Origin of the sequence: Rhizobium hidalgonense, assembly GCF_002914525.1 — a bacterium.
Lineage (GTDB): Bacteria > Pseudomonadota > Alphaproteobacteria > Rhizobiales > Rhizobiaceae > Rhizobium > Rhizobium hidalgonense.
In genome coordinates this window covers 189,976-201,878 of the sequence record NZ_LODW01000139.1, presented here as the reverse complement: position 1 = coordinate 201,878, position 11,903 = coordinate 189,976, and the positions used below count along the sequence as shown (strand labels likewise).

At 61.4% G+C, this 11,903-nt stretch carries 13 protein-coding genes; 4 read left to right on the top strand and 9 right to left on the bottom strand.

The window, feature by feature from the left end; translation table 11 throughout:
- Window positions 1-16: 16 nt before the first annotated feature.
- From ATY29_RS36000 to ATY29_RS35975, 5 genes are all read right to left on the bottom strand, one after another.
- Window positions 17-781 carry an amino acid ABC transporter ATP-binding protein gene (locus ATY29_RS36000; protein WP_003563431.1) on the bottom strand — a complete coding sequence of 255 codons (765 nt, stop codon included), beginning with the start codon at window positions 779-781 and terminating at the stop codon, window positions 17-19.
- Window positions 782-836: 55 nt separating this feature from the next.
- Window positions 837-1,478 (bottom strand): amino acid ABC transporter permease, encoded by a 642-nt coding sequence (locus tag ATY29_RS35995; protein WP_003563433.1) that lies wholly within the window; start codon window positions 1,476-1,478, stop codon window positions 837-839.
- A gap of 10 nt (window positions 1,479-1,488) precedes the next feature.
- Window positions 1,489-2,157, bottom strand: coding sequence for an amino acid ABC transporter permease (locus ATY29_RS35990; RefSeq protein WP_003563435.1), 669 nt, complete (start codon window positions 2,155-2,157; stop codon window positions 1,489-1,491).
- Window positions 2,154-2,603, bottom strand: a complete 450-nt coding sequence (locus ATY29_RS35985; protein WP_037091244.1) for a type II 3-dehydroquinate dehydratase — start codon at window positions 2,601-2,603, stop codon at window positions 2,154-2,156. The genes ATY29_RS35990 and ATY29_RS35985 overlap by 4 nt, the downstream gene beginning before the upstream one ends.
- A gap of 262 nt (window positions 2,604-2,865) precedes the next feature.
- Window positions 2,866-3,696 carry a transporter substrate-binding domain-containing protein gene (locus ATY29_RS35975; RefSeq protein WP_037091246.1) on the bottom strand — a complete coding sequence of 277 codons (831 nt, stop codon included), beginning with the start codon at window positions 3,694-3,696 and terminating at the stop codon, window positions 2,866-2,868.
- Window positions 3,697-3,914: 218 nt separating this feature from the next.
- Here ATY29_RS35975 and ATY29_RS35970 point away from each other — a divergent pair, with 218 nt between their 5' ends.
- A complete protein-coding gene (locus ATY29_RS35970) occupies window positions 3,915-5,807 on the top strand; it encodes a bifunctional sugar phosphate isomerase/epimerase/4-hydroxyphenylpyruvate dioxygenase family protein (protein ID WP_097534416.1) in 1,893 nt (630 codons plus the stop codon).
- 106 nt (window positions 5,808-5,913) lie between these two features.
- Here the strand turns inward: ATY29_RS35970 and ATY29_RS35965 are convergent, their stop codons facing one another.
- Together ATY29_RS35965 and ATY29_RS35960 are read right to left on the bottom strand one after the other, a co-directional pair.
- Window positions 5,914-6,588, bottom strand: coding sequence for a GntR family transcriptional regulator (locus tag ATY29_RS35965; protein ID WP_003563441.1), 675 nt, complete (start codon window positions 6,586-6,588; stop codon window positions 5,914-5,916).
- 38 nt (window positions 6,589-6,626) lie between these two features.
- On the bottom strand, window positions 6,627-7,295 hold the full coding sequence (locus tag ATY29_RS35960) for a GntR family transcriptional regulator (RefSeq protein WP_097534414.1): 669 nt from the start codon (window positions 7,293-7,295) through the stop codon (window positions 6,627-6,629).
- 494 nt (window positions 7,296-7,789) lie between these two features.
- Between ATY29_RS35960 and ATY29_RS35950 the strand changes: the two genes are divergently transcribed.
- From ATY29_RS35950 to ATY29_RS35940, 3 genes are all read left to right on the top strand, one after another.
- Window positions 7,790-8,620, top strand: coding sequence for an MBL fold metallo-hydrolase (locus ATY29_RS35950; protein WP_003563445.1), 831 nt, complete (start codon window positions 7,790-7,792; stop codon window positions 8,618-8,620).
- A 115-nt stretch (window positions 8,621-8,735) separates the two neighbouring features.
- Window positions 8,736-9,110, top strand: a complete 375-nt coding sequence (locus ATY29_RS35945; RefSeq protein ID WP_097534412.1) for a GFA family protein — start codon at window positions 8,736-8,738, stop codon at window positions 9,108-9,110.
- A gap of 17 nt (window positions 9,111-9,127) precedes the next feature.
- A complete protein-coding gene (locus tag ATY29_RS35940) occupies window positions 9,128-9,997 on the top strand; it encodes an alpha/beta fold hydrolase (protein WP_425299380.1) in 870 nt (289 codons plus the stop codon).
- 11 nt (window positions 9,998-10,008) lie between these two features.
- On the opposite strand, the gene ATY29_RS35935 is transcribed toward ATY29_RS35940, so the two are convergent.
- Together ATY29_RS35935 and ATY29_RS35930 are read right to left on the bottom strand one after the other, a co-directional pair.
- A complete protein-coding gene (locus ATY29_RS35935) occupies window positions 10,009-10,758 on the bottom strand; it encodes a polysaccharide deacetylase family protein (protein WP_097534408.1) in 750 nt (249 codons plus the stop codon).
- Complete coding sequence (locus ATY29_RS35930) at window positions 10,755-11,849, bottom strand: glycosyltransferase family 4 protein (protein ID WP_097534406.1); 1,095 nt, start codon at window positions 11,847-11,849, stop codon at window positions 10,755-10,757. The genes ATY29_RS35935 and ATY29_RS35930 overlap by 4 nt, the downstream gene beginning before the upstream one ends.
- Window positions 11,850-11,903 lie beyond the last annotated feature (54 nt).

Here is an 11,903-nt window from a genome sequence, read left to right as displayed (position 1 = left end):
GACGTATCGGCTTGCCCTACTTGTGCAGGATTTCTCCGAGAAATTTTCGGGTCCGCTCGTGCTGTGGGTTGGTGAAGAACTCGGCGGGCGGAGCCTCTTCGACGATTGCGCCGCTCGCCATGAAGATCACCCGATCGGCGACCTGGCGGGCAAAGCCCATTTCGTGGGTGACGCAGATCATCGTCATGCCCTCGTCGGCGAGTGCGATCATCGTATCCAGCACCTCCTTGACCATCTCCGGGTCGAGCGCCGACGTCGGTTCGTCGAACAACATCACTTTCGGCCGCATGCAGAGTGCGCGGGCAATGGCGACGCGCTGCTGCTGGCCGCCCGATAGCTGGACCGGGTATTTGTCGGCCTGCTCCAGGATCTTGACCCGCTCGAGCAGCCCGCGGGCGCGTTCCTCGGCTTCCGCCCTGCCGACGCCGATCGCCTTCATCGGCGCCAGCATGCAGTTCTGCAGCACCGTCAGATGCGGAAACAGATTGAACTGCTGGAAGACCATGCCGACCTCGCGGCGGATCGCATCGATGGTTTTGGCCTGGTCGCTGAGCACGATGCCGCCGACCCGGATTTCACCTTTCTGGTAGGTCTCGAGATGGTTGATGCAGCGAATGAGCGTCGACTTTCCGCTGCCGGAAGGGCCGCACAGCACAATCCTCTCGCCGCTGCGAACGGTCATGTTGATATCGTGAAGGGCTTGAAACGAGCCGTACCACTTTTCCACCTGCGCCATGGTGATCATGGTTTCTGCGCGTTGGGGGGGAACGGGTCTGGTCATCGGTAGAACTCCAGGATTGGCGGCCAAGACCGCATCGAAGAAAAGAGGATGCGGGTCAGCGCGCAGAAGCGGCAAACTTTCGCTCGAGGCGCGCGCCGAGAATGGTCAGCGGGCAGCACATCAGGAAGTACAGGATGCCGACGACGCCGAAGACCGTCAGCGGCTGGAAGATCTGATTGGAGATGATGTTGCCGGCCCGCGTCAGCTCGGTGAAGCCGACGATCGAGGCCAGCGAGGTGCCTTTGATCAGCTGCACGAGAAAGCCGATCGTGGCCGGCAGCGAAATGCGCAGCGCCTGCGGCAGGATGACGTCCCTCATGCGGGAGATGTATCTGAGGCTGAGCGCCTTTGCCGCTTCCGTCTGGCCGCGCGGCACCGCTTCGATCGATCCACGCCAGATCTCACCGAGATAGGCGCTGGCATGCAGCGTCAGACCGATGGCGACGGCCACCCAGGCATCGAGCATCAGCCCGAGCAGAGCCAGGCCGTAATAGACGACGAAAAGCTGCATCAGCAGCGGCGTTCCCTGGAAGACGGCGATATAGCCTGATGTCACGCGTTCCAGGAGCGGGTTGCCCGAGGCGCGGGCGAGAGCAACGCCAAGACCGGCAATGCCGCCGCAGACGAAGCCGACGGCCGACAGGACCACCGTCCATTTCAGGCCGATCAGGAGGAAGACGAACTCGTCGTGACCCATGGAATTCCTCCTACTTGACCGGATATTTGAAGTAGCGGGCCGAAAACTGCGCAAACAGGCGCATCATCACCCAGGAGATCACGAAATAGAAAAGCGTGACCGTGAAGTAGACCTCGAAGCTGCGGAAGCTCTCCGATTCAATGCGCTGGGAAACGGAGGTCAGCTCATAGGCCGAGATCGCCGATGCAATGCTGGTTGTCAGCGTCAACAGCACGAACTGGCTGGTCAGAGACGGATAGATCGCCCGCAATGCCGGCTTGAGAATGATCAGCCGGAAAACTTGCGCCTTGTGCAGGCCAAGCGCCAGTCCGGCTTCCATCTGCCCCTTGGGTATCGACTGGACGCCGCCGCGAATGATCTCGATGGCATAGGCGCCGCCGTTGATGCCGAGCGCGATGATCGCCGTCGGCGTCGGATCGAGCCGGATGCCGGTGAGCGGCAGCGCGAAATAGATAAAGAAGATCTGCACCAGGAACGGCGTGTTGCGGATCAGTTCGACAAAGGCGATGACCAGCCAGCGCGCCGGTTTGAAAGCCGCGTCGCGCAAGGCAACGCCGCCAATTCCGATGATGATCGCCAGCAGCATTCCGCAAATGGCAAGCAGGAATGTACCGAGGCAGCCGAGCAGCAGGCTCGGCAGACCATCGATGACGGGCGTGAAATCCAACGTGTAATTCATGCCTTCGCTGCTCCCGCCATGCCGGCCATGGCCTCTATGGCGAGCTCATAACCGCGGGCGCCGAAGCCGATCATGATGGCGGTGGCGACGCGCGAGATCAGGGATTTGTGATAGATCTCCTCGCGGGCATGCACGTTGGAAATATGCAGCTCGATCTTCGGCGGATCGAACATCTTCAGCGCATCGAGAAGCGCGATCGACGTGAAGGTATAGCCGGCCGGGTTGATGATGATGCCGCAGGCCTGTTTGCGGGCCTGATGCACGCTTTCCACCAACTCGCCTTCGAAATTGGTCTGGCGGAAGTCGACGACAAAGCCGAGGCTTTCGGCCTTTGCCAGGCAGTTGTCCCTGATGTCGGCCAGCGTCGTCGAGCCGTAAATGGCCGGCTCGCGCTCACCGAGCAGGTTCAGGTTCGGTCCGTTGAGCACAAAGATGGTTCTGGTCATGTCGCGCACCTCAGGGCCTTGGGCATGGCGGTTGCGTTTGACGGGCATGGCCTGCTCGCCTTCATTGGTAAGGGTGGAGGTCGCCTGCCCCTCATCCGGCTGCCGCCACCTTCTCCCCGCGCGCGGGGAGAAGGGACCAAGCCGCACCTTCTATGTTCCCCACCAACCTCTCGCAGGGCACGTCCCCTCTCCCCGTACTTACGGGGAGAGGGCTAGGGTGAGGGGCAGCCTGCGTTGCCAATCGGTCCGCAGCGGGACGAGTTCACTTCGCCGCGAACGGGATGCCCTCCAGGGTTTCCGGGAATTCCGGAACCGGCACCTTCATCCACTTGTCGTAGACGGCCTTGAGATCGCCGTTTGCCTTGATCTTGTCGATGAAGGTGTTGAGCGCCGCATTGATTTCCTTCTCGCCGAGACGCGTGCAGGCACCGTTGTAAAGCTTCTGGAATTCAAGCTTGTTTTCGAATTCGCCCGGGCGCGCCTTGTTCACGCGGTCCATGTAGAAGATGTTGCCGCCCAGCGTCTCGACCTGGCCGGACACCAGGGCCTGAACGCTGGCGGCGTCGCCGTCATAGCGGCGGATCGTCGTGCCCTCAGGCGCGTTCTTGGTCACCTGTGTGTCCTGCGCAGCACCCTTGGCGACGCCGATCGTGAACTTCGCCATATCGGCATTCGTCTTGATTTCCGCCGATTTGGGCCCGATCAAAACGATGGCATTGGCAACATAGGGCTTGCTGAACTGCACGGCCTTGGCGCGATCCGGCAGCATTGCCATCGTCGCAAACAGAACGTCGACGCGGCCGGCGGTCAATGCCGGAATGCGGTTGTTGACTTCAAGCGGCACGAACTCGACGGAAACGCCCAGTTCCTTGGCAAACAGCGTCGCGATATCGGCGTCAAGGCCGTCCTGCTTGCCGCCGCTGGTCACAAAACCCCAAGGCGGGTTGTCGCCCTGAATGCCGACGATGATTTTGCCGCGAGCCTTGATTTCCTCGGGCGTGATAGCGGCGGCCGGTTGCGCCAAGGTAACGGCAGCCACCAGGGCCGCGGCACCGAGCATCGCGTTTCGACGCGTCAGCATAGATTTGAACATCATGTTTCCTCCTCTTTGGCGGCCTTTCGACCGGACAGCCACCTCACCTTTTGACTGTGGAGGAATGATTGCCAGAGACGGACCGCTAAATCAACAGAGTTTTTCAAAATCGTATGAGAATTTATGATACATCAAGCTATTTGAATTACTCAAGAGATTTGCAATAATAGGTGAGAGCGATTTTTCGCCGCTCGTGGTGGATGCCGAAAGGGTTTGATATGAAGACCTCGATTGCGACTGTGACGATCAGCGGCGAACTGCCGGAAAAGCTCGAGGCGATCGCCCGAGCAGGCTTCGACGGCGTCGAGATCTTCGAAAATGATTTCCTGGCCTTCGACGGAAGCCCCGCCGACGTCGGAAAACTCGTCCGCGACCATGGTCTTGTTATCACCCTGTTTCAGCCGTTCCGGGATTTCGAAGGCATGCCAGAGCCGCTGCGAAGCCGCACCTTCGATCGCGCCGAACGAAAGTTCGACGTGATGCAGCAGCTTGGAACGGACCTGGTGCTGGTCTGCTCGAACGTCTCGCCGGCAGCCTTGGGCGGCATCGATCGGGCGGCTGAGGATTTCCGCGAACTCGGTGAACGTGCTGCCCGGCGCGGACTGCGCGTGGGCTACGAGGCGCTCGCCTGGGGTCGCCATATCAGTGACCACCGCGACGCCTGGGAGATCGTGCGGCGCGCCGATCATCCGAATGTCGGCCTCATCCTCGACAGCTTCCATACGCTGTCGCGCAAGATCGACGTCAATTCCATCCGCTCGATTCCCAAGGAGAAGATCTTCATCGTCCAGCTTGCCGACGCGCCTGATATCGACATGGACCTGCTCTATTGGAGCCGCCACTTCCGCAATATGCCTGGCGAAGGCGACCTTCCCGTTACGGCCTTCACCGAAGCCGTCGCTGCTACAGGTTATGACGGCTATTTCTCGCTCGAGATTTTCAATGATCAGTTTCGAGGCGGCCTGTCGCGTGCGATTGCCGCCGATGGCCACCGCTCGCTGATCTATCTCGGCGATCAGGTCCGACGCCATCTCGGCACCGGCAGCATGGCCGGTGCGGCGATGCCGCAAAGGGCCGCTGTTGAAGGTGTCGGCTTCGTCGAATTTGCCACCGACGAACAGGATGAAGTCGAGCTGGTGGCCTTGCTGCGCACCCTCGGATTCAAACAGACCGCCGTCCACCGCACGAAGAAAGTATCCCTGTTCGAACAGGGCGGGATCCGGATCCTCGTCAATGTCGATCAGGCAGGATTTGCCAATGCCGCCTACGTCGTTCATGGTACCTTTGCCTATGCCATGGCACTGGTCGTCGACGATGCGGCAAAGGCCTATGAACGTGCGCTTGCGCTCGATGCCGAACCCTTCATCCAGCCCGTCGCCGACGGCGAGCTCGAGCTGCCGGCCATTCGGGGCGTCGGCGGTGGCATCGTCTATCTCATCGACGACAAGAGCGCCTTGGGCCGCTTTTCCGAAATCGACTTCCGGCCGGTCACCGACGAGACCGACACGGCGTCGGCCGGCCTTTTGCGCGTCGATCACGTCGCTCAGACGGTCGGCTATGATGAAATGCTTACCTGGCTGCTGTTCTTTACCTCGATCTTCGAGACCCATAAGACCCCGATGGTCGACATCATCGATCCGGCCGGCGTGGTGCGCAGCCAGGTCGTCGAAAACCAGTCGGGTGCGCTGCGCATCACCATGAACGGCGCCGAAAACCGCCGCACCCTGGCAGGACATTTCATTGCCGAGAAGTTCGGATCCGGCATCCAGCACCTGGCGTTTTCGACGGACGACATCTTTGCAACCGCCGAAAAACTTCGCGCCTGCGGTTTCAGATCCCTGCATATTTCGCCGAACTATTACGACGACGTCGAAGCCCGCTTCGGGCTCGATCCTGTCATGACCGAGCGGCTGAAAGCGGAAAACATTCTCTATGACCGCGACGAGCATGGCGAATATTTCCAGCTCTACAGCGGCACCTATGGAGAGGGTTTCTTTTTCGAGATCGTCGAGCGTCGCGGCTATCGCGGTTATGGTGCGCCGAACGCCATTTTCCGGATCGCCGCGCTGAAAAGACAGATGCGCCCGGAAGGCGTTCCGAAAGGTGATTGAACTCTGTCCAAGCAGGATGCCGAAAGTGTCGGCAGTTTTTCCGTCCGCAGTTGCGCAAAACAATAGTTGAGAGCGGTTCTGCGTTTCCGTGAAAAGCTGAGCCGCTTTAAAGAATTCGGCTGCTCTTCAGCACATGCTCGACGCCGCTTTGAACGTGCCGTCTGACCACCTCGGTGGCGCCGGCGACGTCACGTCGAATGGACAGTTCGAATAACAGCCTGTGGTCGTCGACGACAGGCCTGCCGCGAAAGCTTTCGGCCAGCATGTGGTAGCGAAGAAAGCGGTCGAAGACGGACGAGAGTGTCGCCATCAGCGTCGCTGAATTGCAGGCCGAGACGATCGCTTGATGAAACTCCCAATCGTAGCGGACCCAATCGACGGTGCGCGAGACGTCGCCCGCCAGCAGCTTGCGCTCAGCGGCAGCCAGACGGTGATGGGCAGCGACGATGCGCCCTTCCCATTCGAGATTTCCGGCAGCGAAGGCAAGGCCGATTGCATGCGTTTCAAGAACGATCCGCAGGTCGGCAAGCTCCAGCAATTCCCGCCGCGACGCGGGGCTGACTTCGAAACCACGCTGCCCTTCGGCGACGACGAGGTTCTCCGTGGTCAGGCGGCTCAGAATTTCGCGCAGCGACGAAATGCCGATGGAATATCGCTCCTTCGCCTGCTCCAGCTTGATCTTCGCCCCCGGCGGCAATACCCCAGATATGATATCCTCGCGGATCTGCCGGAAAACGATATCGCTGACCGTTTCGGCCGGGTCGTGGACTTGTTTGAGCATGGCTTTTCCTGCTGTGATGGCCCGACGAGCGTCCGCTGTCATTTCAACGTTCCCCGCGCCAAGGCATGTTCGACCCCGCCTTGAATATGGAAGGCAAGCACCCGCTTGGCGGTCTCCGCATCCCGCCGCAAGGCCGCATCTAAAAGCTGTTGATGTTCGTCGGCGGCGACGTCGCCGCGGTAGGACAGGGCAACCATCTGATATCGCAGATATTTGTCGAAGATGACCGAGTGGGTCTGCATCAGCAGTTTCGACCCGCAGGCGGAAATCAGCGCCTGGTGAAACTCCCAGTCGTAACGCTTCCAGTCCTCGGCCCGGCTGGTATCGCCGGATGCCATGACCTTTTCCATCCGCGCCAGTTTGTAGTGGGCCGCGACCAGCGGCGCCTCCCATTCCACGTCTCCACGCGCAAGTGATTGCTCCAAGGCATGGCTCTCGAGCAGCAGCCTCATCGCCGCCGTCTCCTCGAGGTCGGAAACCGACACAGGCGAGACTTCGAACCCCTTCTGTCCTTCGGCAACGACAAGCCCTTCGGAGGAGAGCCGGTTCAGCACCTCGCGCAGCGTACTGATGCTGGTCTCGTAGGACTCCTTCAGGCTTTCCAGCTTGAGTTTTTGAGCGGGCGCCAGCCGCCCGAAAATGATGTCGGCGCGAATGCGCCGGTAACTGCTCTCGGCGATGGTCTCGTTCACGACAGGCTGCAGCATCACCGAGTCTCTTATATTTCTCATATCATCCGATATATCGCTTTTCGCCGACGCCGATCAAGGAAACATTCGTGCCAGAACGAACACAATTTTCTCATATGATACCGGGGTCTCCGGTTGAGGCCGGGATGAAAAATCCGCCCACGCCCCGCCAACGGAGCCAGTGGCTGCAGGGCGTTCTCGAGACCTTGACGCGCGCAGTGACAGTGGATTCGGGCCTAGAACGGCGGCAATTGTTTTTTCAATCGCGCGCAACCATCTAATAGGCATGAGTTACGGGAAATGTCCCCGCCCCAGCAGCCCGTTTACCGAAAACCAACCATACTGGGTTGCTTTCCGACGCGAAAGCCGATTGCTTAGGAAAATCTACTCCTTCTTCCGCTAGCGGTTAGGAGAATGAAAGGGGACACAGGCAAACCCGTGAAATTCTGCTGCTTCGCATCGGGATAAACTATGATTACGATGGCGATGCGGGAAGGCCGGTTTGAAGAAAGATGACGATAGAACTGTTTCAGGTAAAATTTTGGGGCGTCCGCGGCAGTATTCCCGTTTCGGGCCCCGAGTTCGACCGCTACGGCGGTAACACGTCCTGCATCGAAATTCGCTGCGGAAAACACAGGATGATCTTCGACGCGGGCTCCGGCCTGCGCGAGGCGGGCCTGTCGTTGCTCGCCGACGGCGTCAGCGATGTCGACCTGTTCTTCAGTCACTGTCACTACGACCACATCATCGGTCTGCCCTTCTTCAAGGCGATCTATTATCCCTCGATCAACGTCAACATCTGGTCCGGCCATCTCGACGGCAAGATGAGCACGCGCGAAATGGTCGAGCAGTTCATCAGCCCGCCCTGGTTTCCGGTCAAGACCGACATCTGCCAGGCGACGATGAACTTCCGCGACTTCCATCCCGGCCAGGCGCTGACGCCCCACGAGGGCATCGAGATCAAGACCTTCATGCTGAACCACCCGGGCGGCGCCATCGGCTACCGCATCGAATGGCAGGGCCGTTCGGTCGCGCTGATCTACGACATCGAGCATATTCCGGGCGCTTACGACCCGGTCTCGCTGGAGATGATGCAGGGCGCCGACCTCGTCGTCTACGATTGCACCTACAACGAAGACGAGATGCAGCGTTTCAAGGGTTTCGGCCACTCGACCTGGCAGCACGGCACCGAACTGGCAAAGATCGCCGGCGCCAAACGCTTCGCCCTGTTCCACCACGCCCCCTCGCGCACCGACGAGCAACTGGCGGAGATGGAAGCCCAGGCCCAGGCCGCCTTCCCCGAATCCTTCGCCGCCCGCGACAATCAGACCGTTGTGATCTGATCGCTGCAGGCCGCTTTTGCCGGCTGCTGTGGCCTGCGCAGGGGCTTCTTGCGGAACCGATCCCGGGCCAGACCGTTTTCCCGGCATCGCAAGAATGTCGAAACGGGTATCAGCCATGAGCGTAATTTCCGGACAATGCCTTTGCGGGCAGGTGCACATCTCTGTTCGCGGCGAGCCCTTACGCGTCGGTATCTGTCATTGCATGGACTGCAGGAAGGAAAGCGGTTCGGCCTTCACCTTCTATGGAATCTGGCCCGCCGGCCAATTTGAGCACACGGGGGAAACCCGCGAGTTCAAAGGCCGGCATTTCTGCACCGGCTGTGGTTCACGGCTGTTTTACGTCGATGACGAGGAGGCGGAAATCAAGCTCGGCATCCTATCCGAGGCGCCAACGCCGCTTGTTCCGGGCTATGAACTGTGGATCAAACGCCGCGAACCGTGGCTGCGGCCGGTCGAGGGCGCCGCGCAGCATGAGGAAGACCGAAGATGAGCGGCGGCGGGCCTGCGATGGCCGCCCTCGTTCGGCATCGCCGCATCACCGTCGCGGGCGTCGAGACCTTTTATCGCGAAGCCGGGCGGCACGATGCTCCGGTCTTGCTGCTGCCGCACGGATATCCCTGCTCCTCCTATGAATTCCGCAATCTCATGCCGCGGCTTGCGGACCGCTGGCGGCTGATTGCGCCGGACTTCCCGGGTGCTGGCTATAGCGGCACGCCTGACGATTTCGACTACAGCTTCGATGGCTACGCCGCCTGGCTGGAGGCCTTTGCCGGCGCGCTGGAGATCGACCGCTTCGCCCTCTACCTCCACGATTTCGGTTCGCCGATCGGTGCCCGGCTGGCCATCAAGGATCCGAAGCGCATCGTGGCGCTGATCATCCAGAACGGCGATATTCCTTATGAGGATGCCCTCGGGCCGAAATATGCGGATATCGAGGCGACGTGGGCGCTTCCGCGAGCGGAGATGAGGAAGGTGCTGGCCGAGACGATCAGCGAGGAGGTCTTCCAAGAGGAATTTCTCAACGACCTGCCGCCGCACCTTGCCGACGCCATCCCCCCCGATCTCTGGAAGCTACATTGGTCGCTGATGACACCGCGGCGCAAGGAAATCGCCATCGATCTGATCGCCGGGCTGAAGGAGAACCGGGCCTGGTTTCCGCAACACCGGAAATACCTCAGCGAAAACAAGCCTCCGACCTTGATCGTCTGGGGGCCTCACGACCACTACATCCCGGAAAAATCGGCGCGAGCCTATCTCCGCGATCTGCCGGATGCCGAACTACATCTGCTCGGCGGCGGCCACTGGCTGCTTGAGACACATCTGGGTGAGGTCGCAGCGCTGATACGAGACTTCCTCGGGCGTGTTCATGCCGGCTGATTGCTGCTGCTCTAACGCTCGAGAAGTGCCGACGCCGGCAACCAGCGGACGGCGGGATGGCTCGTCACCGCAAACAAGGCCGACAGGAAATCCCAGGCCGCGGCATCATGCACCAGATGGTGGGCGAGCACGCCGATTGGCTCGTCGCTGCCGGCAAACCGGTCGCTGAGCTCCACCACCAGCTCTGCCACCAGCTCCTCTTCGGCTCGGCCGCCGCGCGTGCCGTGCCAATCGATGATGTCGACATGGGTGTTGAGAAGCGGTATCGGCCCGCCCTGCTTTGCCCGCCCATAGACCGAGAGCCCTGCAAAGCCAAGATCCGGCAGTGCCGGGATGAGGGCGGCGTCGATCCTGTTCCACGGCGGCACCAGCACCGGCAGGAAGCGGGCCGGATAGAGCCCCTGCAGCAGCCGGAACCCGTCGCCTAGCTCGCCGAGCACGATTTCCGCCGGCCGCTCGGCCCCCAGTTCCTGTTTTTTCCGCTCCGGCCCAGCATGGTTCGTATGCAACCAGCCGTGCACCGCGACGCTGACACCTGCTTTCCCCGCCAGCCGCGCCGCCAATGCTTCTCCGGTCAGGCCGGGAATGACGGCGAGCGTCAGCGGGACCGCGTTGTCACCGGTCGATGCCAGCAGTGTCTCCAGATCAGGCGTCGGTTCGATCGCATCGTCGTCCCGCAGCCAGAAGCGGGCTACGCGGCCGGCGGCCTGCCAGCGGTCGAGCTCGCGGCGCAGCGGCTCCCAGCTCTTGCTGTCGGTCATCTCATCGCTCCTGTTGCTGCATAATCCCGCAAAATTCCGTCCAGCCGCTCGGCCGCCGTCGCCAGCGAGCGCTCCTCGAGCACGAAGCGCCGCGCCGCCTGCCCCATGGCGTCGCGCCTTTCCCGGTCGTCCAGCAGGGCAGCCACGGCCGCGGCATAGGCGGCGACATCACCATCCCTTGTCAGCAGGCCGGTCACCCCAGCCTCGACCACGGCGGGCACCCCCGCCGTTTCCTGCGCGACGACAGGCAGACCGGCGGCCTGGGCCTCCAGATAGGCAAGGCCGTAGGCCTCACCGCAGCCCGGCCAGACATAAAGGCCGCCGCGCCCAAGCAGGCCGGCGATTTCAGCCGCATTCCGCTCGCCCAGCCACTCGATGCGGCCCGCGGGGAAACCGGCAAACAGCGCCTGCACCTCGTGCCGCATCGGACCATCGCCGATGACGGCAAGCGTCCAGGGTCGGTCTTCGATCAGCCGCAACGCTTTTGCCAGCATCGCATAACTGTCCATCTTGTCGCCGGCCCGCATCATCGCCACCACCATCAGCTGCAGCGGATCGGGGGCCGGCGACACGCTCTCGAACAGCGCCGTATCGATGAAGGGTTTCAGGCGGGCAAGCCGCGCCTGCGGAAAGGCGGCCGAAAGGCCCGCCTGGTCACGCTCGGTGAAGCTGATATTGACCGCCGCCTTCAGGATCGCGTCGCCGACGCGCTTCTGTTGGGCGGCCCAGCCGGTTCGGTCGCGTTTTGCCGCATAGGAGGCTTCGGCCGTCACATAGGGAATGGCGAATTCGGCCGAAATCACCGGCCCGAAAGAATCGAGCGATTTGTAATAGGGGTGGTAGCTAAACCAGAGCTCGGGCAGCGGCCCGGAAGACCATTTTTCCCGCAGCCGCTGCAGCTCGGCGCGGATCGCCGGTTCGAGGGCGGCTGCCGCCTCCGGTGTCGCGGCATAGCTGCGGAATTCGGAGATCACCTCGACCTCGTGGCCGGCAATCTCCAGCGCCCGGATCAACAGCCGCGCCATCAGCCGGTCGCCTGACGGCACCGGATGGTTCGGCGATTTCATCGGCGCGTAAAAAGCCACCCGCATTCACGACCCTCACGTAAAGACACAGTGTTTCCACCCGGGATGCCCGCTGGCGCA

What these genes read in the sequence shown, in the direction of transcription:
- ATY29_RS36000 (WP_003563431.1), bottom strand. Translation starts at nt 781, where the DNA reads ATGACCAGACCCGTTCCCCCCCAACGCGCAGAAACCATGATCACCATG.
- ATY29_RS35995 (WP_003563433.1), bottom strand. Translation starts at nt 1,478, where the DNA reads ATGGGTCACGACGAGTTCGTCTTCCTCCTGATCGGCCTGAAATGGACG.
- ATY29_RS35990 (WP_003563435.1), bottom strand. Translation starts at nt 2,157, where the DNA reads ATGAATTACACGTTGGATTTCACGCCCGTCATCGATGGTCTGCCGAGC.
- ATY29_RS35985 (WP_037091244.1), bottom strand. Translation starts at nt 2,603, where the DNA reads ATGACCAGAACCATCTTTGTGCTCAACGGACCGAACCTGAACCTGCTC.
- ATY29_RS35975 (WP_037091246.1), bottom strand. Translation starts at nt 3,696, where the DNA reads ATGTTCAAATCTATGCTGACGCGTCGAAACGCGATGCTCGGTGCCGCG.
- ATY29_RS35970 (WP_097534416.1), top strand. Translation starts at nt 3,915, where the DNA reads ATGAAGACCTCGATTGCGACTGTGACGATCAGCGGCGAACTGCCGGAA.
- ATY29_RS35965 (WP_003563441.1), bottom strand. Translation starts at nt 6,588, where the DNA reads ATGCTCAAACAAGTCCACGACCCGGCCGAAACGGTCAGCGATATCGTT.
- ATY29_RS35960 (WP_097534414.1), bottom strand. Translation starts at nt 7,295, where the DNA reads ATGCTGCAGCCTGTCGTGAACGAGACCATCGCCGAGAGCAGTTACCGG.
- ATY29_RS35950 (WP_003563445.1), top strand. Translation starts at nt 7,790, where the DNA reads ATGACGATAGAACTGTTTCAGGTAAAATTTTGGGGCGTCCGCGGCAGT.
- ATY29_RS35945 (WP_097534412.1), top strand. Translation starts at nt 8,736, where the DNA reads ATGAGCGTAATTTCCGGACAATGCCTTTGCGGGCAGGTGCACATCTCT.
- ATY29_RS35940 (WP_425299380.1), top strand. Translation starts at nt 9,128, where the DNA reads ATGGCCGCCCTCGTTCGGCATCGCCGCATCACCGTCGCGGGCGTCGAG.
- ATY29_RS35935 (WP_097534408.1), bottom strand. Translation starts at nt 10,758, where the DNA reads ATGACCGACAGCAAGAGCTGGGAGCCGCTGCGCCGCGAGCTCGACCGC.
- ATY29_RS35930 (WP_097534406.1), bottom strand. Translation starts at nt 11,849, where the DNA reads ATGCGGGTGGCTTTTTACGCGCCGATGAAATCGCCGAACCATCCGGTG.